This is a genomic window from Sphingomonas sp. EC-HK361, from assembly GCF_902498785.1.
In the GTDB taxonomy this organism is placed as follows: Bacteria; Pseudomonadota; Alphaproteobacteria; order Sphingomonadales; family Sphingomonadaceae; genus Sphingomonas.
Genome location: NZ_LR701494.1, coordinates 520,380 through 538,522, shown reverse-complemented (window position 1 = coordinate 538,522; position 18,143 = coordinate 520,380). Strand labels below are relative to the sequence as shown.

General features: G+C 64.3%; 14 protein-coding genes. 7 read left to right on the top strand and 7 right to left on the bottom strand.

Features of this window, described 5'->3' with window-relative positions:
• The first annotated feature begins 17 nt into the window (after window positions 1-17).
• The 6 genes from traU to BOS5A_RS09800 all read left to right on the top strand — a co-directional run bounded on the left by traU (window position 18) and on the right by BOS5A_RS09800 (window position 8,688).
• The gene (gene traU / locus BOS5A_RS09825) at window positions 18-1,004 is read left to right on the top strand and encodes a conjugal transfer pilus assembly protein TraU (RefSeq protein WP_423228913.1); all 987 of its coding nucleotides are present in this window, start codon (window positions 18-20) and stop codon (window positions 1,002-1,004) included.
• The gene (gene trbC, locus BOS5A_RS09820) at window positions 1,004-1,756 is read left to right on the top strand and encodes a type-F conjugative transfer system pilin assembly protein TrbC (RefSeq protein ID WP_151954956.1); all 753 of its coding nucleotides are present in this window, start codon (window positions 1,004-1,006) and stop codon (window positions 1,754-1,756) included. Before traU ends, trbC begins: the two co-directional genes overlap by 1 nt.
• Entirely contained in the window at window positions 1,753-3,498 is a 1,746-nt protein-coding gene (locus BOS5A_RS09815; RefSeq protein ID WP_234419294.1) for a conjugal transfer protein TraN, read from the top strand. The genes trbC and BOS5A_RS09815 overlap by 4 nt, the downstream gene beginning before the upstream one ends.
• Window positions 3,495-4,313: a conjugal transfer protein TraF gene (gene traF / locus BOS5A_RS09810; RefSeq protein WP_234419293.1), complete on the top strand. Its 819-nt coding sequence runs from the start codon at window positions 3,495-3,497 to the stop codon at window positions 4,311-4,313. Before BOS5A_RS09815 ends, traF begins: the two co-directional genes overlap by 4 nt.
• 181 nt (window positions 4,314-4,494) lie before the next feature.
• Complete coding sequence (locus tag BOS5A_RS09805) at window positions 4,495-5,844, top strand: conjugal transfer protein TraH (RefSeq protein WP_151955937.1); 1,350 nt, start codon at window positions 4,495-4,497, stop codon at window positions 5,842-5,844.
• An 18-nt stretch (window positions 5,845-5,862) separates the two neighbouring features.
• Window positions 5,863-8,688 (top strand): conjugal transfer protein TraG N-terminal domain-containing protein, encoded by a 2,826-nt coding sequence (locus BOS5A_RS09800; protein WP_151954955.1) that lies wholly within the window; start codon window positions 5,863-5,865, stop codon window positions 8,686-8,688.
• A gap of 542 nt (window positions 8,689-9,230) precedes the next feature.
• Here BOS5A_RS09800 and BOS5A_RS09795 read toward each other — a convergent pair.
• Genes BOS5A_RS09795 through BOS5A_RS09785 form a run of 3 tightly spaced genes read right to left on the bottom strand, consistent with a single transcriptional unit; the run spans window position 9,231 to window position 13,118 of the window.
• On the bottom strand, window positions 9,231-11,186 hold the full coding sequence (locus BOS5A_RS09795) for a hypothetical protein (RefSeq protein WP_151954954.1): 1,956 nt from the start codon (window positions 11,184-11,186) through the stop codon (window positions 9,231-9,233).
• 43 nt (window positions 11,187-11,229) lie between these two features.
• Complete coding sequence (locus BOS5A_RS09790) at window positions 11,230-11,802, bottom strand: hypothetical protein (RefSeq protein ID WP_151954953.1); 573 nt, start codon at window positions 11,800-11,802, stop codon at window positions 11,230-11,232.
• Window positions 11,799-13,118, bottom strand: coding sequence for a dsDNA nuclease domain-containing protein (locus tag BOS5A_RS09785; protein ID WP_151954952.1), 1,320 nt, complete (start codon window positions 13,116-13,118; stop codon window positions 11,799-11,801). Before BOS5A_RS09785 ends, BOS5A_RS09790 begins: the two co-directional genes overlap by 4 nt.
• A gap of 459 nt (window positions 13,119-13,577) precedes the next feature.
• On the opposite strand from BOS5A_RS09785, the gene BOS5A_RS16160 reads away from it, so the two are divergent.
• The gene (locus tag BOS5A_RS16160; RefSeq protein ID WP_234419292.1) at window positions 13,578-13,904 is read left to right on the top strand and encodes a helix-hairpin-helix domain-containing protein; all 327 of its coding nucleotides are present in this window, start codon (window positions 13,578-13,580) and stop codon (window positions 13,902-13,904) included.
• Window positions 13,905-13,906: 2 nt separating this feature from the next.
• On the opposite strand, the gene BOS5A_RS09775 is transcribed toward BOS5A_RS16160, so the two are convergent.
• From BOS5A_RS09775 to mobF, 4 genes are all read right to left on the bottom strand, one after another.
• Window positions 13,907-14,530, bottom strand: coding sequence for a class I SAM-dependent methyltransferase (locus BOS5A_RS09775; RefSeq protein WP_151954950.1), 624 nt, complete (start codon window positions 14,528-14,530; stop codon window positions 13,907-13,909).
• A complete protein-coding gene (locus tag BOS5A_RS09770; protein ID WP_151955936.1) occupies window positions 14,527-14,889 on the bottom strand; it encodes a hypothetical protein in 363 nt (120 codons plus the stop codon). The genes BOS5A_RS09775 and BOS5A_RS09770 overlap by 4 nt, the downstream gene beginning before the upstream one ends.
• Window positions 14,890-14,947: 58 nt before the next feature.
• The gene (locus tag BOS5A_RS09765; protein WP_151954949.1) at window positions 14,948-15,142 is read right to left on the bottom strand and encodes a DUF6961 family protein; all 195 of its coding nucleotides are present in this window, start codon (window positions 15,140-15,142) and stop codon (window positions 14,948-14,950) included.
• A 78-nt stretch (window positions 15,143-15,220) separates the two neighbouring features.
• The gene (gene mobF, locus BOS5A_RS09760; protein WP_151954948.1) at window positions 15,221-18,142 is read right to left on the bottom strand and encodes a MobF family relaxase; all 2,922 of its coding nucleotides are present in this window, start codon (window positions 18,140-18,142) and stop codon (window positions 15,221-15,223) included.
• Window position 18,143 lies beyond the last annotated feature (1 nt).

Here is an 18,143-nt window from a genome sequence, read left to right as displayed (position 1 = left end):
CGGGCCTCGCCGCACTCGTGCTGATCGTCAGCTTCGTACTCGCCTCGCCGGCAAGAGCAGAGGGGACGCCGGGGCGGTGCACGGGTCGCTTCGTCAATCCGATCACTGACGTCTGCTGGAGCTGCATGTTTCCGATGTCGGTCGGCGGGCTCAACATCTGGCCTTCGCTCGCCGGTCGCCCCGACACCGACAATCCAGCGCTGCCGGTCTGTGCGTGCGGCCTGCGTGTCGGCATCGCCATGGGCTTCTGGGAGCCGGTGCGGCTAGCCGACGTCAGCATGAAGCCGTGGTGCTTCGTGAACCTGGGCGGCCTCAAGCTCGATCCCGGGTTCGACATTGGCTTCAAGACCATCGCCGGGCCGAGCGCGATCGGCGGCAAGGCGCAGAACACCAGCGGCTGGCACGTCCACTGGTACGCCTATCCGTTGCTGTACTGGATGGAAATCGTCGCCGACTTCCTCTGCCTTGAGCAGGGATCGATCGACATCCTCTACATCACCGAGGTCGATCCGCTCTGGCAGGATTCCGAGCTCACCGCGCTGATCAACCCGGAGGCGGTGCTGTTCGCCAACCCGCTGGCACTCGCCGCCTGCGCGGCCGACTGCGTCGCCGCGAGCGCCAGGCTGCCGACCGACCCGCTCTTCTGGTGCGCGGGCTGCCAGGGCACGATGTATCCGCTCAACGGCAACATTGGCGCGTCGATCGGCCATGTGCAGGCCTCACGGCTCGCGCTTGCCCGCTTCGCCTACAAGCTCCACCGCGAGCTCGTCGCCTGGGGCACGATGGGCAGCAAGGGCCTGTGCGGCAGCTACCTGATGCCGGTGATGCGTAAGCAGCAATACCGCTTCCAAGCCACCAACCCCAATCCCCAGACCGGCGGGCGCTACGCCTGCGCGCCGATCGGCGCGTCGACCACCTTCATGTCGGCCGGCCAAGTCTATCCCGCGATCGGAGAAGATATGGGCTATCTCGTCTGGCGCAAACGCAACTGCTGCGTGCTGTGATGCGGCGCCGTGTTTCCCTAACTATCGGCAGCGCCGCGCTGGTCGGCCTGCTCCTCGGTCTGGGTGCGGGATCGGCGGCGCAGACCGTCGAGGGGCTCGACCTTGCCAGAGTGCGTGCCCGCGCAAAGCTGTCGCCGCAGGACGCCGAGGCGCTGACCAAGGTTGTGGCGCGCCGCGGCGAGGCGCTGCGGCAGGAAGCGACGGCGAGCGCCGCCACCGCGCGCGCGGCGTCGGCGCGCTATGCGAGGAAGGCGGGTCCCGGCGATCCGACGGCGACCTTCGACTTCGATACCATGGTCGCGGCGACCGCCGGGCCGATGGCGCCGGAGGACGCGCCGCGGCTCGTCGCCTTCGCCAGCCTCTCCATGCCGCCGGCATCGCTCAAGGCGATGATCACGGATGTCGGGCGCGCCGGGGGCGTCGTCGTGTTCCGGGGCATGCCGGGCAACTCGGCGCGCACCTTCACGACCGCTCTCGCGAAGGTGCTGCCGCAGGGCGAGGTCAAAGCGGCCGTCGGGATCGACCCGCGTCTGTTCCGCGCCTTCGGCATCGAGGCGGTGCCGGCATATGTCGTGACCGCCACCGACTTCGACCTGTGCGATGGGTTCGACTGCCGCACGGCGCTGCCGCCGCATGACCGCATGTCCGGCAATGTCAGCCTTGACTATGCGCTCGACGCCTTCGCAGACGGCGGCGGCGCCACTGCGCGCGTGTCCGCTGTCTATCGTACGCGCCTGGGAGACCGACGGTGAGCCGGACCCGTCTCAGCTGCACGCTGGCGCTCTCGCTATTTACCGCCGGACTCGGCAGCGGCGCCTTCGGACAGAGCCAGACCGGCACCGAAGCGGCCCGTGCGGAGGGCAAGGCGTTCGGCGGAGAGGTGCTCGGTAAGGCGCAGACCGCTGCCAAAACTCAACCGACCGCCGATCGCGTTCCGGGGTTTGGGGGCACACCGAGCCAGTCGACCCTGTTCGACGATCCCGACGCGATCGCGCGACAGGCGGCAACGGCAGCGGCCTCGAACGAGGGCTATGCGACGGTGCGCTCCTCACTCGACAGCCGCCCGCGCATTGCCGTTGAGGACATCGAGGCGACCATCGCCCGTGGGCGGACCATCTCTGATGATCCCACCAATTTTGTCAGCGGCATGAGCGTTGGCGGCGGGCAGGGGAAGTGCCGCGAGTTGCCGCCATCGAGCGGCACCACGGGCACCTATGAGGCAACCTGCAACAACGGCGTCGCGCTCGAACAGCGCACCGCCAGCTGCACCATCCCGCTCAACGTCAGCGTCACGCGCACGACCGGCTATCGCTATTGGTGCAGCGACTTCAATGCCGGCTTCAACCGTGTCGATGACTGCAGCCTTTTCGAACAGGCCTCGTGCCAGCGGACGGGCTCGCACGAGGGGCGCTGCCTGCAGGGCCGCAATCGCCCGCCCTATGAATGGTGCACTGAGCCGGGCGAACCGGTTCATGAGCTGCTCTGTGACGCGGAAGTCGCCGGCGGCACGCTCCGCGGCACCGAGACGAGCAGCAGCGTCAGCGAACGGCGTGACGAGAGCCAATGCGCGAGCCTCGCGGGCGAGGCGAGCTGCACCAGCACGGACGAGACTTGTACATCGAGCGATCCGGTCACCCGTGTCATCGACGGCGTTTCGGTCACGAAGCCCTGCTGGGCGTGGACGCGCACCTATGAATGCCATCGCGCGGTGCCGGCGCAGGACTGCGGTACGCTCGAGAATGACAGCAATTGCCGGTTCGCCCGGGAAGAGTGCCTGACCGAGGAGGTGCCGTGCCCCACCCGCGAGCGCATCTATGTCTGCTCGGTGCCGGGCGGCCCCGCACCCGAGAAGCAATATGTCTGCGATGGCGACATCTATTGCGTCAATGGCGAGTGCGAGACGATCGATCGCCAGCCGAACACTGAGTTCAAGGATGCCGCGGTCGCGCTCAACGCTGCGTCGCAGGCCGGCAAGGAGTTCGATCCGGCCAACCTGACGCTGTTCAAGGGCGAGCGAGAGACCTGCCACTCCAAGGTTTTCGGCATCCTCAACTGCTGCGCGGGCAAGGCCTTCCCGCTGATCCCTTACTCCCAGCTGCTGGTGGCGCTCGGCTGCAACCGCGAGGAAGTGCTGCTGCACCAGCGCGATGCGCAGGGGCTCTGCCATTATGTCGGCAGCTATTGTTCGGACAGTGTCTTCGGCATCTGCGTCACCAAGAAGAAGGCCTATTGCTGCTTCGAGTCCAAGCTCAGCCGGATCCTGCAGGAGCAGGGGCGGGCGCAGATCAACAAACCATGGGGCTCGCCCAAGCGGGAAAGCTGCCAAGGCTTCACCATCGACGAGTTCGCCCGGCTTGACCTCAGCCGCATGAACTTCTCCGAGGTCTATGCCGAGTTCCAGGATGCGGCCAAGCTGCCGGAAGAACTCGGCACCGTCGAGACGATGCAGCGCAAGATCGAGGACTTTTACGTGATAAATGGAGGCGGCCGATGAGGCCGGTCGTCATGCTTACGCGCATCGTCGCGCTCGTCGCGACTGCACTCATGCTGGCGCCGGCGCAGGCCCAGCCGCCGGCCGACCGTCAGACGATCCAGGCGGGTGACCGCTTCTACTGCCAGGATCGCAAACTCGGCACCTGGTTCTACTGCGAGCGTCCACGAGACGAGGAACCGGCGACCGTCCCGCCACCACCGCCGGCGAAGTCGGCGGCAGAGCAGCTGGACGCGGTCACGGCCGAACTGCGCGAGCTCAAGGCGCGAGCGATCCTCGAGCCGACGCCAGACAATGTCACCGCCTATATCCGCTTCCAGCGCGCCCAGCTCGATCGCGCGTCACTGTTCGGCGACGTGTGGCAGCGGTCGCTCTGGCAGGCACCTGACCTCGACTACACGCTTCAGCGGCCGGTCGGGACGGTCGCCAAGCAGCAGTGGACCGATGCGCGCAAGGTCGAACGCGACCAGGCGCTTGATCGGCTTGGGGCACGCTACGGGCTGTTCTACTTCTTCGCCCAGAGCTGCGGCTCGTGCCGTGTCATGTCGCCGATCGTGAAGGCGGTTGCTGACACCCACCACCTGACGGTTCGTGCGATCTCGACGGACGGCGGGCCGTCCGAGACCTTTCCGCGCTACACGGTCGAGACCAACCAGCGGACACGAATGGGCCTTACCGCCAGGGTCACGCCCGCCGTGGTCCTGTTCGACAGCGCGACCCAGACCGCCATTCCCATCGGCTACGGCATCATCGCTGCCGACGAGCTGATGGAGCGCATCTTCCTCCTTACCCAGCGAAAGGCCGGCAGTGACTATTGATCCAGCGACCGTTGCCGGGCGCCTGCGCGCGCTCGCCCGTTCCGCGCTCGCCACCACGGGCGCTGCTCTTGGCCGCTACACCCGTTTGGCGGGCACGCTGGCTTGCTCGCTGAGCCTCACCGGCGCGGTTGTGCCGCTGGTGCTGCCGGCCGCGCCTGCTGCGGCGGACGTCGGCAGCGCGATGGACCGGTTTGTGACGGAAGCCGGCAGTGCCGCCAACGTGACCGGCCCGAGCGCCTTTCAGGGCCAGTCGGCAGGCTATTACAGCCTCGGCAACGTCTGGACGCGCTTCCCGCAGAAGACGACCAACCTCGCCAACGTGCAGCTGCCGTCGGCGCGCGCGGGCTGCGGCGGCATCGACCTGTTCGCTGGCAGCTTCAGCTTCATCAACTCGAGCGAAATCGTCGCCATGCTGAAGGCGGTCGCGAACAACGCGATCGGCTTCGCCTTCAAGCTCGCGATCGACACCGTCTGCCCGGAATGCTCGAAGGTCATGGATGAGTTCGCCCAGAAGGCGCAGCTCATGAACAATCTCAATATCTCGAGCTGCGAAGCCGCCCAGGCGCTCGTCGGCTCGGTGTGGCCGAAGGGTGACCTCGCCGACAAGGCGATCTGCGAGGCGATCGGCAACTCGGACGGTATCTTTTCGGACTATGCCGCCGCCAAGCACGGTTGTGGCAGCAAGGGTGATCGCAGTTCGACCATCAACGGCGCCGATCCGTCCAAGTGGGATGCCGTGAACAGCGCGGTGCCGCGCAACTACACCTGGCACGTGCTGCGGGGTTCCAAGTTCTTCAACGCCGGCGGCAGCTTCGATCGGGACCTCGCCGAGTACGTCATGACCATGGTCGGCACGATCATCTACGTGCCGCCGACCGACAGCGATGCGGGTCGCTTCCAGCCGCTGACCGGTGACACGACATCGACGCTCGTCACCGCGCTCCTCGATGGCACCAGCGCCGGCGAGGTTCAGGCCTATCACTGCGACACCGAGGACCAGTGTCTCAACCCGACGCTTAGCCCGCTGTCGGTGCCAACCGCCAAGGCATTGCGGCCGCGCGTGACCGCGCTGATCGACGGCATGGTCGAGGCGATCCGAACCGACACGGCGATCAGCCCCGAGCAGAAGGAGCTGCTCCAGATCTCCTCCATCCCGCTGTATAAGATCCTGACCGTGCAGGCTGCCTACGCGCGCGGGCTCTCCACCGACGACCGCTCGACCCTCGCCGAGATCGCTTCGATCGACCTCCTCTACGCGATCCTCGACCAGCTGGTGAGCGAGGTCGGCAAGTCAAAGGCGACGTTCATTGCCGCCGACGAGGCGAAGCTCGCGACCTGGACGGCGCAGATCAACACGGCCCGGACCACGCTCGCCGATCGCCAGCAGACGACACAGGCCCGGGTGACCGCGATCATGGCGATCATTCAGAAGACGCAGTTCCTCGAAAACGTGCTCGCGAACTCGATGTCGCCGGGGATGGCGGCGTCGCTCGATTGGTCCCGCGGCGTCGCCGCGCGCGGCCTCAACTAAGCTTTGGGATCAGACTAGATGGGCACGGTCGAGCTCTTCACGATCGGCGGGGGCGAGTACATCGTCGCCGTCCTCAACGCAGTCGCGGCCTGGACCGGGGCAGGGGGCTACAAGAGCCTCCTGCAGGTGGTCATGGTTATGGGGCTTGCCTATTCTGTCCTGATCGTCGCCTTCAACCTCGACTGGAAGGCATGGCTGCACTGGTTCCTGCAGGCGACGCTCATGTACATGGTGCTGATGGTGCCGCGGCTCGACGTGCACGTCACCGATCGCATCAACCCGAGCCTCGCGCCCGCGCAGGTCGCCAATGTGCCGCTTGGGTTGGCCATGATGGCGAGCTTCACGAGCCAGGTGGGCGACTATCTCGTCCGATCGTCCGAACTGGTCTTCGGCCTGCCGGGCGACCTCGACTACAGCCGCAATGGCATGATCTACGGCTCGCGGCTGTTTGAGGCGACGCGCAGCCTCAGGATCAACGATCCCGAGTTCGCGGCCAATCTCGACGAGCATTTCAAGCAGTGTGTCTTCTACGACGTGCTGCTCGGCCGCTACTCGATGGAGACGCTGGCAACCACACCTGATCTTTGGACAGCGATCGCGCCCGGCAGCCAGGCACGTGCACAGCGCTTCCTGACGCGCGATGGCTCAGGAGCGGTCACCTCAACCATTCAGACCTGCCGCGAGGCGTACACGAGCCTCAGCGGCCAGTGGAACGGTATGGTCGATGATCTCGGCCGCGCCTTCGGGCGGCAGCTCTACCCGAAGCAGACGGCTGATCTCGCCCGCGCCAAGCTCTTCGCCGACCTGCCGATCGCCTATCAGTACCTGACCGGCGTCTCTGCGTCCGCCAGCACGATCATGCGTCAGACGCTCACGATCAACGCGATGCAGCAGGCGATGCACAGCGCGGCGGGCACCAGCGGCACTGGCAACGTCGACGTCTATGCGCAGACCCGGGCCGACATCCAGACCGAGCGAACCTACGGCTCGATTGCCCACGCCGCGATGAAATGGGTGCCTGTCCTCAACATCGTCCTAACGGTGGTCTTCTATGCGCTGTTCCCGGTGCTCTTCCCGCTGTTCTTAATGCCGCGCAGCGGGCCTTATGCGCTGAAGGGATACTTGACCGGTTTCTTCTATCTGGCCGCGTGGGGGCCCCTCTACGTCATCCTTCACATGGTGATGATGTTCAAAGGAGCGGCCGAGGTGGCGGGTGCCAGCGGCGGCTCCGGTCTGACGCTCGCAAGCTTCACCGGCATGAGCGAGGCTAACGACGACATCAGCCTTCTCGCCGGCTATCTCGTGGCCTCGATCCCGTTCCTCGCTGGAGGAATCGCTCGCGGCGCGATGGCGATCTCGAGCCAAGCGACGAGCTACCTCAATCCGTCGCAGAACGCTGCCGAGGAAGCGGCGCGAGAAGCGTCCACCGGCAACATCGCGCTGGGGAACTCAAGCTTCGACAATCAGACCGTAAAAACGCGCCAGCACGACCAGTGGAACCAGGCACCCAGCTTCACCTACGGTGCCGCGCAGACCCGGTCGTTTAATGACACCGGCACGCTCTCGACGAGCTTCGCGAGCAATCAACTCCTCGACGTACCCGTATCCAAGCTGCCCTTCATGCCGCAGGTCACCCAATCCGTCGCTGCGGAGGCCGCAAAGGTCGCGTCGGAAACGCGAAGCCGTGGTGAGACCCTCTCCAATCAAGCGGTTCAGAGCACCAGCAATGCAGTAAGCCGATTTCAGGAGTTCCGCCATGCCATGAGCACGGACCGCTCAGTTTCCGAGAGCTATGGGAACGAGGATCGGGCGAACATCTCTTCGACGTTCAACGAGGTAGATCAGGCGTCGCGGATGCTCCAGAGCCGTTTCGGGCTGCGCGCCGAGGTTGCGGATTCGATCGCCGTCGAGAAGTTTGTCAGCGGTACGGCTCGTGCGGAGGCAGGTATAGGTGCGAACTTCGGTGCCGCTCGCATCGGCGCATCTGCAAGCGCGAGTGCTGGGATCACGCGACGCTGGACGGACAACGACGTTGCTTCCGTATCACGGGACGGCGCCCGTATTGAGGACGCGCTCACTCAATGGTCCTCCAACCGGGGCTGGGCGACAAACCGCGACACGTTCGATAGGTCAGTCGTGGCGACGTCGCAGACGGACGTGGCAAGCCGTGCGTCCGGTATGTCATCGAGCATCACCGAGGCGAACAGCTTCAGCCGAGAGGCGCGAAAATTTTACGAGGAAGCAAATCGCCTGGAGCAGCGCTGGTCACTGAGTGACGGTGCCACAGTCAGCGGTGCGCTGAACACTAGCGACGCCTTCCTGACCTTCGCCCGAGACGAAATTGCCAAAACACCACTTGTCTATGGCAACTTCGATCCCGCCAACGCAACGCACTGGTCCAGCGGGGACCCCCAGCTTGAAAGCGAGCGTAACATGCTGCTGCAGCGCTATGTCTCTCACGCCAGCGATCGCATGCGGACGGACCTGGCGACACGTTTAGTGAAGCCAAGCTCAGCCGGGATCACTGGGCTTACCGTTCGTAGGAGCAGCGAAGTCCGGGCGCTCAGATCAGGCGAAGGGGCTGCCGGAAGTGTCGTCGGGGCAATTCAGGCGACGGACATTAGCGCTGAGACCGAAAGCATTCGTGCAGAAGTCGAAGCGGCTCAACACCTGGGCAGGGCGAGAGTGTCCCAATCGCGCCACCTTCGCGAGGCTGATACCGAGGCGGTTGGACCGCCAACGAAGAAGGGTGCCGATCGTGCCCGATCCTGGGGCCAGTCCATTCCACAGCTTTCGGAGAACAGAATTAGGAAAGCAGAAGATAAGCCCAAACGAGCGCGATGATCGACAATACTATAACCGTCAAAGCGCGGCTTAGGGGGTCGGCCCAGCTTTTCCGCAGAAGATATGCCGTTGAGCGGTTCTCGCTCCAGGCCTGACCAGCCTCGCGAAAGCCATCCAGTGCGTCTGCTTGGTAGGTGCTTCGTTGCATCATGCGCTCATCCTCCAGCGCACGGAGACGATCGCCGCTTCGGGCTGGATCGGGAAAGGTCGGGTCCGGCATGCAGCACCTGTTTGCTCGCACAGTGTCATAGCAGCGCTTCTCTCGATCCGACAGGCTCAAGCGCCATGCCAAGCATACCTCCTCTCAGGGGAGCTGAAGCCCACTCAGTGTAGCCGCGCCGGGTTGACCCCGAAGGCTAATGCGTGCGGAAGCAGAAACGTCCGCCACAATGGGTGGAGAGCGGCCTGTCCGCTTTCGGGCTCTCAGATGCCATTAGAAGCCGTTTGCGGACATAGGCGGATCCCAGCCTTCTTGACTCAGACAGGCCCGGCGTTGTTTGCGCGTCTTTTGCTAATCGCGCTGAGGCGGCCCACTCGCGACTTCACTTTCCGTTGTAATATGGAATTAGCGGCGGGTTCTCTGGGTCGCCGGGCCGCATGTGCCGCTCGAACAGAGCGAAGTCCGTCTGCTCGAGTGGTGGCGAAAATTCCTTATCGATCAGGATCAGCTGCGTGTTGCGAAACTCTCCGGCTTTGAGCTCGTAGAGCAGCCGATAGAAGCCCTCGAACTGATCACGATTCTCCCGCTCGCTGATATTCTTCATCGGGGAGTCAATGATCAGCAATTCGGGCAGCGGCGCTTTCAATTGAACAGCAAGCCGATGCACGGCGATCGCAAAGCAGCATTTGAAGAGAGTTTTCTTGCCTCCGCTACTAATTGTCGCAAATGTCGTGACTGCGTGCTGATTGGGATTGGGGCCAAAGACTTCCGCATAGAATGACGGAGTTGGTATTTGGACGCGATCATTCTCCGTAATGCCGGGGACGCCTGCGCGAACCAGGCAATCGAGGAAATACTCTTTAAGTTGATCGAGGTTGGTGGCGTCGCTCTCTGCGGCCTCTCGGGTTTCCTTGAGTTCCGCGCGAAGCCGCTGTTCCTTGCCTACGATCTCAGCGAGACCTTCACGCTGCGCCTCGACCATGCGAGGCAGGCGGATCAGAGATCCAATATTCTCGGCCTCCTGCAACAGCGACGCTGCCTCGCGCTCAGCCGTGATCATGGTCGAAAGATAGGCCGTGTCGTACCGATGCATCGCTTCATTGCGCTCACGCTCGATGCGAGCCTTTGTCGCGAGCAACGATTCCCTTTCGCTTCGCAGTGCTCCTAACTTGGCATTATGCAGCGCGAGAATGCCATTGAGTTCCGCGATCCGGGCTTTCGCATCTCGCTCGATCACCGCCAGTTCGACTGGATCGGCAATCTCGACATTGTCGGCCTGGCCGCAAACCTTGCAGCAGCCGGTATCCCGTTCGGGCAAATCCTGCGCGCACCGAGGGCATGACTCAAACGCGACGCCGGTCAGCACCGCCTTGGCAGACACAGACCTCCGGAACTTGAGGGAAAGCGTCTCGATCTCGTGCAAATGCCGCCGGTCCCGCTCCTGGGCCTCGAGAATATTCGCGATCGCTTCGTCTAAGCGGCCGAGTTCTACCCCCATTTCACGCGCCTGCGCGCGCAGGATGTCGGCCGCATGGTCGGTTCCCTGGTCGCGTGTCGTGCGCTCTCGGGCCGACTCGATCTCCGCGTAGAAGCCTGCGGCCTGATCCCGCAGCCCCGAGACGCGCTGCAGGATCTGCATCTCGGACTCGACTCCGACTTCCTTGAGTACCTTGACTAGACCGTCGATCGTCGCCGTTAGCGCGAGACGTTCGCCACGCAACTGATCCAGTTCAGCTTCGAGCTCGGCGACCCTCTCATCGTGGAACCCGATGACGTACCGCAGCACGTCACGGCTCTTGTACCGTTTGTAGAATGGAGCGCTCTCGTCCAGGTGAAAAAAGGAGCTGTCGATCTCGTCCTGGTCGAGATAGCAGTACCAGAGCAAATCCCGCAACGAGAGCCGGGCGGTGTCGCTATCGTCACGTGTCTTGCTCTTTCGCACACGGGGCGGGCGAATGTCGGATAGCCAAAAGATCAAGTCCGAGAGTTGTTCGACACCGGTCCCCGGCAGCACCTCACCATCGGGACGTCGCGCCGGAAGGCTCAGCTCGAACCCCTCGTCGCCTTCGCCCCACTTGGCGATAACCCGGTCCGAATCGCGCGGACGTTCGATCGTGATTTCACCGTTCAAAAGCAACACACCGAGCGTCGCCGAAACGAATTCATCCTGCATAGCGGGGGAGAGCTGGATGCTGCCGCCCAGGCAATAGTCGATTAGCCGCAGGATGCTGGTCTTGCCGGCACCCATCTGACCCCAAAAATAGCTGACGTCGGCGAAATCGATCTGAACCGCGCCACGCCGAAGGTTCAGGACAAGAGAGGTGAGCCTGAACTTCATGCTTGGACGCCGACGATGACGGGGCGAGACAAGAGGTTTTGCCTCATAGATCGATTTCCCTTCCCCACTTCATATCAACGATCTCGGGGATCGCGACGTACACGAAATCCTTCAGCCGCGTGGCCGACATCGGTCCAACCGCCTTCATGACCACATCGGCACGGCGGGCGAGGTCGGCGAACAGCGGATCCGCTTGAAACTCGGCAGCCAGCACTCTGCCTGCGTCGGAGAGGCCGATCTGCACCGTATTGCCCTGCAGGCCCAGAATGACGAGACCGCGCGCCGCGAGAAGACCCAGCCAACGCCGATAGCGCGCATCCCACGGTCCATAGCGAAATCGAACCATTTTCGCCTCGATCGACGACCGTTCGCGTGGTTGCACCTTTGCGTCGGCCGGGTCGCGGCCGAGTTCGATCAGCGCCCTCTCCAAGGCCGTAGGGTAGCGCAGCAAGAAGTCGAGCTTGGCTAGCTTGGTGATGCCTTCGACCGCCTTGGCCTTGGTAGACGGCGTCGACTTCCGAGCATCGGCGCTCGCCAGCAGAACTAGCAATCGGCCGAGGTGGAAATCGTCGAGATTTTCGGTCTCGGCTACCGCTTGAACGAGGCGAAGGCTCATGTGACCACCGGCGGATTGAGCGGAAATCGAGGGCTCCACCACACGCGGCACTCGCCGGTGAGCAATCCCGCGACGCCCACCAGACAGTCATAGGAATGGCCGCCGATTATTGCCGCATCATCGGCTGCTACCCGGCGCAGCCTATCCTGCGCGTCTATGAGCATGGCGGGGCCGAATGGGGCGGTCTGTTGGCGCGCGCGCAAATAGGCTTCGGACAACTCTCCATGCACCCGCTGCTCAATTTGCCGTAGCAGAGCGGGAAAACGCTCCGGCCGCCGCATAATATCTTCGAGCAGGTTATATTCCGCTGCTCGGGCCCTTTCGCTGATGTATTCGATGTCCTCCTTTAGTCCGGCAGCGTCGAACTTCTGTTCGAGGACGTCCGATTTCAGCCCGGCACCGAGATCAAGCTTCGGATCGCCGGGATAGCGAAAGTCTGGCGTTGCAGAGCCGCCGTCATATCGAAGCGCATCCGCGATCACGATCTTCTTCGCAGCAAGCGCAGGATCGCCATCGCGCGGCGCGACGAGGGGGCGAAGATGTCGGATCGGATCGGTCACCTGTAACGATGACGCCCGGTGGATGAGCGCCACGAGGTCGTCCCGGAAAGCGTTGAGCTGGTCGGGCGTGAGACTGCGACAATCGTCGAGTTGAGGGAGGTGCTCATTGGAGATCGTCGCGTCGAACTCACCGCGAGAGGGTCCCACGACTAGGTCCATCCGATGCAGGACAGCGATCAGCTGCTCCGGGCTGCAACCGCAGGTGGCCTGGAGCTCATCGAACGCACTGTCGAAGGGCGCGGCGATCTCGCTGCGGGCGGAGCAGGCTTTTACATGCTTGAGGAAGAGACCGGGGCAACGTCCCCTCTGGCGCTCATTCTTGCTCTCCGGCGTGACGCGGTCGAAATCCTTGTTCGAGACGAAGAACAGATCACCGATCTTGTCACCAAACGCTTCGACAAGATCGAGGAAGCGACCGATCGATTTGGTCAGTTCGCCATCAGTGAGCTTCCAAGCTCCGCTTTCGGGCCGCGAGGTCTTGATTTGATAGCCGTCGAAGACATTGTCGCTGCGTTGCGCGAGGAAGTCTTCGTGATGCTCACACCAGATCGCGACATATGGCCGCACGCCACGATCCGCAGCGACCATGATGATGATGCCGTAGGCGTGCTGATACCGATAGTTTCGACTGGTAGCGTCGCCGGGATCGGTCGTGTTTCGCCGTTGCGTCGGGTCCGCAACAACCGGCGCGATATCGTCCTTTCCTTTTGATGACGCGTCAGCTGGCTCGTCCATCCGCAGCGGATCCCCCTTCAACTGGTTACGATAGCTAGACTGTTGAAGGACGGCGAGCGCAGATTGCGATAGGCAACACGTGCGCCAATCTGTGCGCTATCGGAGATGCGCGGGACGCAAGGTGCAATCTCTATCGTCGATACCGCCGGTAGCGCCGCCACGCGCCGCAGGTGTACAAAGGGACTGACTGACGATACATCAGCTCAGGCAACGTCCGCATCGATGGATTGCCGCCGTTCAGATGGGCCAGCGGTAGCGTCGGCTTCATCCCTCAATGCTCACCATTCGAGTGGGTTTTCAGGTGATCTCAAGCCGATGAAGGAATGTCGGAAGTCGAAAAGGCGATAAGGCGCGTTCAACGTCGTCTCATGGGTCTTTGCGTCCTCAGCCGAGTGACAGAAGCTGAATGACCGAACCATCGCTGCGGCAGCGGTGGCGTCAACCGCAAGCCAATGCGTCGATGATCGCCGCATAAGACGCATGCTGCGTCTCGGTTACCTCAACGGTGTCGCTTCCGAGCGCTGGAGGCGTGACGGCGTATTGGTCGTACAGACAAAGGCGAAGAAGTCTTCGGCAAGCCAGGCCAGAAGGGCCGCTCGTCCGGTTGTGGAGCAAAGAGGTATGATCAACCTCAACACGGCATCGGCGGACGAGATCGACGCGGTTCCGCAGCTGACGAGGCATGGGTTCGAGATCGTCCGCTACCGCGAGGAGCGCGGCCGGTTCGAAGCGGTGCGGCAGCTCGAGGAGGTGCCCGGCGTAACAAGCAAAGCTGCCGGGCTGGAGGACACCATCCGCTTCGGCTGACCTCAGCGGCGCGCCTCCACCGCGATCAGCGGATCGCCGTTTTGACCGTCCGCGAGCACATGCGCTTGGACATCGTGGAAGCCAGCTTTCTCGAGATAGAGCCGTATGAGCGCAGCTTGGCCGTTCATGTCGAGCGCGCGCCAGATCGCCACCGCCCTTGTCGGGAAGCATCGGTTCGAGAAGCTGGCGATCACTACCCCATCCGATGTGAGAATGCGCCTGATCTCCTGAAATACGGCCAGCGGGCGCTGAAGATATTGGACCCCGTCGCACACCAGGACCGCGTCGAACGCACCGTCCGGCTCCGGCAGGACGCTATTCTGATTGAGATCCTGAACGAACCATCGGCAGAGGCGCGGGTTGGCCGCGAGCTCCTCCGCATTCATGCTGTGACCGACGACCTTGAGATCGAGGTCGCCGGGCAAATGGCTGACCCAGCTCGACATGAGATCGAGGACGTGATCGCCGGCTTTCAACCGCGCAGCATAGTGGCCGGTGAGCGCTTCGACGGCTGTCTCATCAATGTGCGTGACCAGGCGGGGCGGCGCATAACAATCGAGGTCGGCCCCGCCGTCCTGCTTGGTAAATGCCTCGGGCGGCAGACCCAATGCGTCAACGTCGCTCATGTCGTGCTCCCGAGCGTTTCGTACCAGTCGGCATAGTTCGTGTTCCGAGCCATCCGCCGGTTCTGGTCAGGCGTGCCGTCGCTCCACCAGACGGGGCCACGCTCACCAAGCGCGACCTTCGCGCCCTGCACTCGCGCCCGCGCGGCAGCGAGTGCGGTGTCATCTCGGGCGCGCAGGGCTGCGCCCACGGCCCGCCGTGCGCTCATCAGCAGGTCGGTCAGCGCCTTGCGCTGCTGATCATCGAGGCCAGGGTTGGCCCGCCGCCAGAGCCGGCCACGCACGACGATGTAGCGGCCGTCCGGGGTCACCGGGGGCGACGCTGACGTCCCAGCGACGGAGGCGGTTTCGAGCGAAGACATCTGCACCGAACGAGCGGGCACCTAGCCGGTTCAGGCGTCGGTCGATCCGTCGGTGCATTCAGCCGATTGTCGAGTGTCGGCCGACCTGAAGCTGGTCCAGGCGCGCGGCAAGGATGGTGAAGCGCTCGACGCCCAAGCCGTCGCCCTTCGCCCGAAGCGCCTCGATCCGCTCCAAAATCCAGGCCATGGCCCGCCCGCCATGAAGCCGCTCGATCGCGAGCGCTTCGGCCCATCGTTCCTGGTCCTGGGTCATCGGCATGGATAGCTACCCTAGTCAGCGCGATCCATTTGGCCATGCCGAGCCTTAAATCTCGAAGCTAAAACGGCCGGATCAGATGCCGATGTCATAGGGTTTGCTGCGGCCAGGGTCTAAATCCAGGCTCCGTTCGGGAGGAGTGACGGATGTGCGGCTGCCGTCCCGGCCCGGCGCGGATCGCAGCTGGCCGGTCGTCTCCAGGGCTGAGGTCTTGCCGCCCGGATTGCGCGCCAGCTTCGCCTGGAGCTTGTCGGCACTGTCGACGATCAGCGTCAGCGAGTCCCGCAGGCGGGTCACGGTGACGAGGAAGGTCTGCTGGTTGACGAGCTTGGCGTCACGGGTTTCCATCACCGCGATTCCCCGATCCGAAGTCAGGCCCTGCGCCATATGGGCGTTCAGCGCATAAGCGAGATCCAGCCGCGAGAGCATTGGATCATCGGCGCGCATCGTGACCGTCAGTCCCTGGCTGGTCGCGACCGTCACCCGCCCGCTATCGATCGCCATCACCTGCGCCTGGTCGGCGTTGAAGAGGCCGCGATCATGGTCGTTGGCGGTCCACCGGATACGATCGCGCTCGTGGAGCGTCAGGCTCTTCTGCTCATAGAGCTGGACGGGGGAGGCACCGTCACGAATGCGGAGCCTGGCAGGGCGGATGACGCGCTCCGCGCCACCCGACAGCTTGAGCGTGACCGTTCCGGCGAGTGCATCGACGCGCTCGACAGTGGCTCGGGCTCGAGGCAGTCGCAGGCCCGGCTGCGCGCGGCTGATCTCGACGACCATCCCGGCCGCATAGCTGTGCGGATAGCGCAGTTCCTCGTCGGTCAGGCTGACACGGTCGAGGACGGTCAGATCCAGCTTGCCGGGACCGAGCTCGCCGCGCGCGAGCAGGCCGGCCTGAACCGCGCTGTTCACCTCGGCGCGCAGCCGTCGCCCTGAAGCGTAGATCGCGGTGCGTGCCCGGTCGGCATCCGGCAGCGCCAGCCAGCGCTCAGCCGCTTCCGCACTCGCCCGGTCGGGCGCTTCGACGGTAAAGGGCCGCAACGCTTCCATCGCGCGGTCAACGGCGCCGATCTGCGCCGCAGCAGCCGCTGTGCGGATATCCTCGCTCCGCGCGCGCAGGTTCTCGCTCATCTGGGCCGTCGGTGCACCGGCCTGCTGCATGACCGAGAAGGGCTTGCCGGCATCCACCGCGCCGAGCTGACGGGCATCGCCCACGAACGCCAGGCGTCCGACGCCTGCCAGATTGGCGAGCCGGACGAGGCTCAACTGGTCGCGGTTCGACAGCATGGAGGCCTCGTCGACGAGGATCGCTGCGCCGCCCAGCGTCGTCCGTGCCTGCGCCAGAGCGATCGGATCCGGCGTGGAGCGCAGCGCGGCTTCATGCGTCTTCAGGAAGCGCGCGACGGTCATCGACGGGATACCGGTTTCGCGTTGGAGCATCTGCACCAGGGTGTTCTGGACGGCGAGCCCGATCACCTTGTCACCGTGGCCCAAGATGATCTCGGCAGCGGGCGCAAGCACGCTGCTCTTGCCGGCGCCGGCGACGCCTTGGATCGCGACGATGCGGTTGGGCGAAGACAACAGCATGGTGCCGGCGGCCTGCTGGCCGACGTTCAGCCTGATCCCTGACCGCTTCGCGGCGGCGTCCTGAAGCGCGGCGGGCGCCTGCGCGATCGTCTGATAGGCACGGCCCTGGCCGCGACCGACCTCGGTCGCATCCAGGATCGCGGCCTCGGTTGCGATGCCCTGCGCGGTCGTGAGCATCGTGTCCCGACGTCCCACGCCGCGCACCAACGCGCCTGCGGCGAGGAGCTGCTCGACGCGCCGCTCCACCGCTTCGATATTGGTGGGCAGCCCGGTGTCGAGCGCTGCCTTCAGGAGATCGGTTCTGGCAAAGGCCGCCTCGCGTGCCTCCAGGTGCCGAACTCCCGAGGCGACGGCATGGGCCGCGGCGGCGTTGTCCGGGCGGAGACCCGGTCCTGGTCGCGGCAGGTACGGGTCACTCGACGCCAGCCCGAGCTTGCGTCCGAGGTCGCCGACGACATCCTTCATTCTCGTCGCGACCGAACCAATCGACTGGGCTAGGCGCGCCCAGGGTGCGACGGTGGCAGTGGCGATCCGCTCTGCGCCAGACATCACGCCGGCGAGATCCAGGCCGACATCGGCTGCGCTGCCTCGCCAGCTGGTGTAAAGCGCGGCGCGGTCGGTGACTGGCGCCTTGTCCGGGCGGGTCATGAGCGTCGCGGCGTCGAACGCGGCGGGGCTTCTGGCGCCCAGTTCCGCGACCTTGGCGAGGATCTGCTGGCGGCGTGTGCTGAAGGCCATCACGAGATTGCGCGGGATGCCCGCGGCTTCGAAATTGCCGTGGCGGGAGCGGTCGCCAACCCTGTATCCCAGGGCCTCGACGCGCTCCCGAAAGCCAGCCATGGCGATGGCGTTGAGCAAGGTGTTGAGCTGCCAGAGCTTGCCGTTGTGAAGCGCACGCCACTTGCCATCCGGACCCTGCGTGACATTGGCGACGACCGCGTGGAGGTGCGCCTGTGGATCGTGCGCCCGGCTGGTGTCATGCTCGAACAGAGCGACGACGAGGTTGTTCGTCGCCACCACTTTCTCGCGCCCGCGCACCTCCATTCGCGTCTCGGTGGCGTTCTTTTCGGCCCAGGCGAGCGTGTGTTTGACGGCCTCGCGATAGGCTTCGACGATGCGCCGGTCGCCGCCGACCAGGGCAAGCAGCGACCAGCTCTTGGGGAGCGAAAAGGTCAGGTCGACGCCGGCGCTGTGTCGCTCCGAAACCCCGACCTGTTGACCGTTCGGGAGTTCGCCACGGAGCACAGCCTCGAAGGTCTTCTGGTCGACCGGCCCGACCAGACCAAGTGTCGCGGCGCCGCGGCCGACCCACTCGCCCGCCGCCTCGGGCTGGTCGGCCGTGTAGTAGTTATCGGCGGCGAAATAGCCTGCCGCGCCCTGAGCTGAGCGGACCGTCGCCACCGACAACATG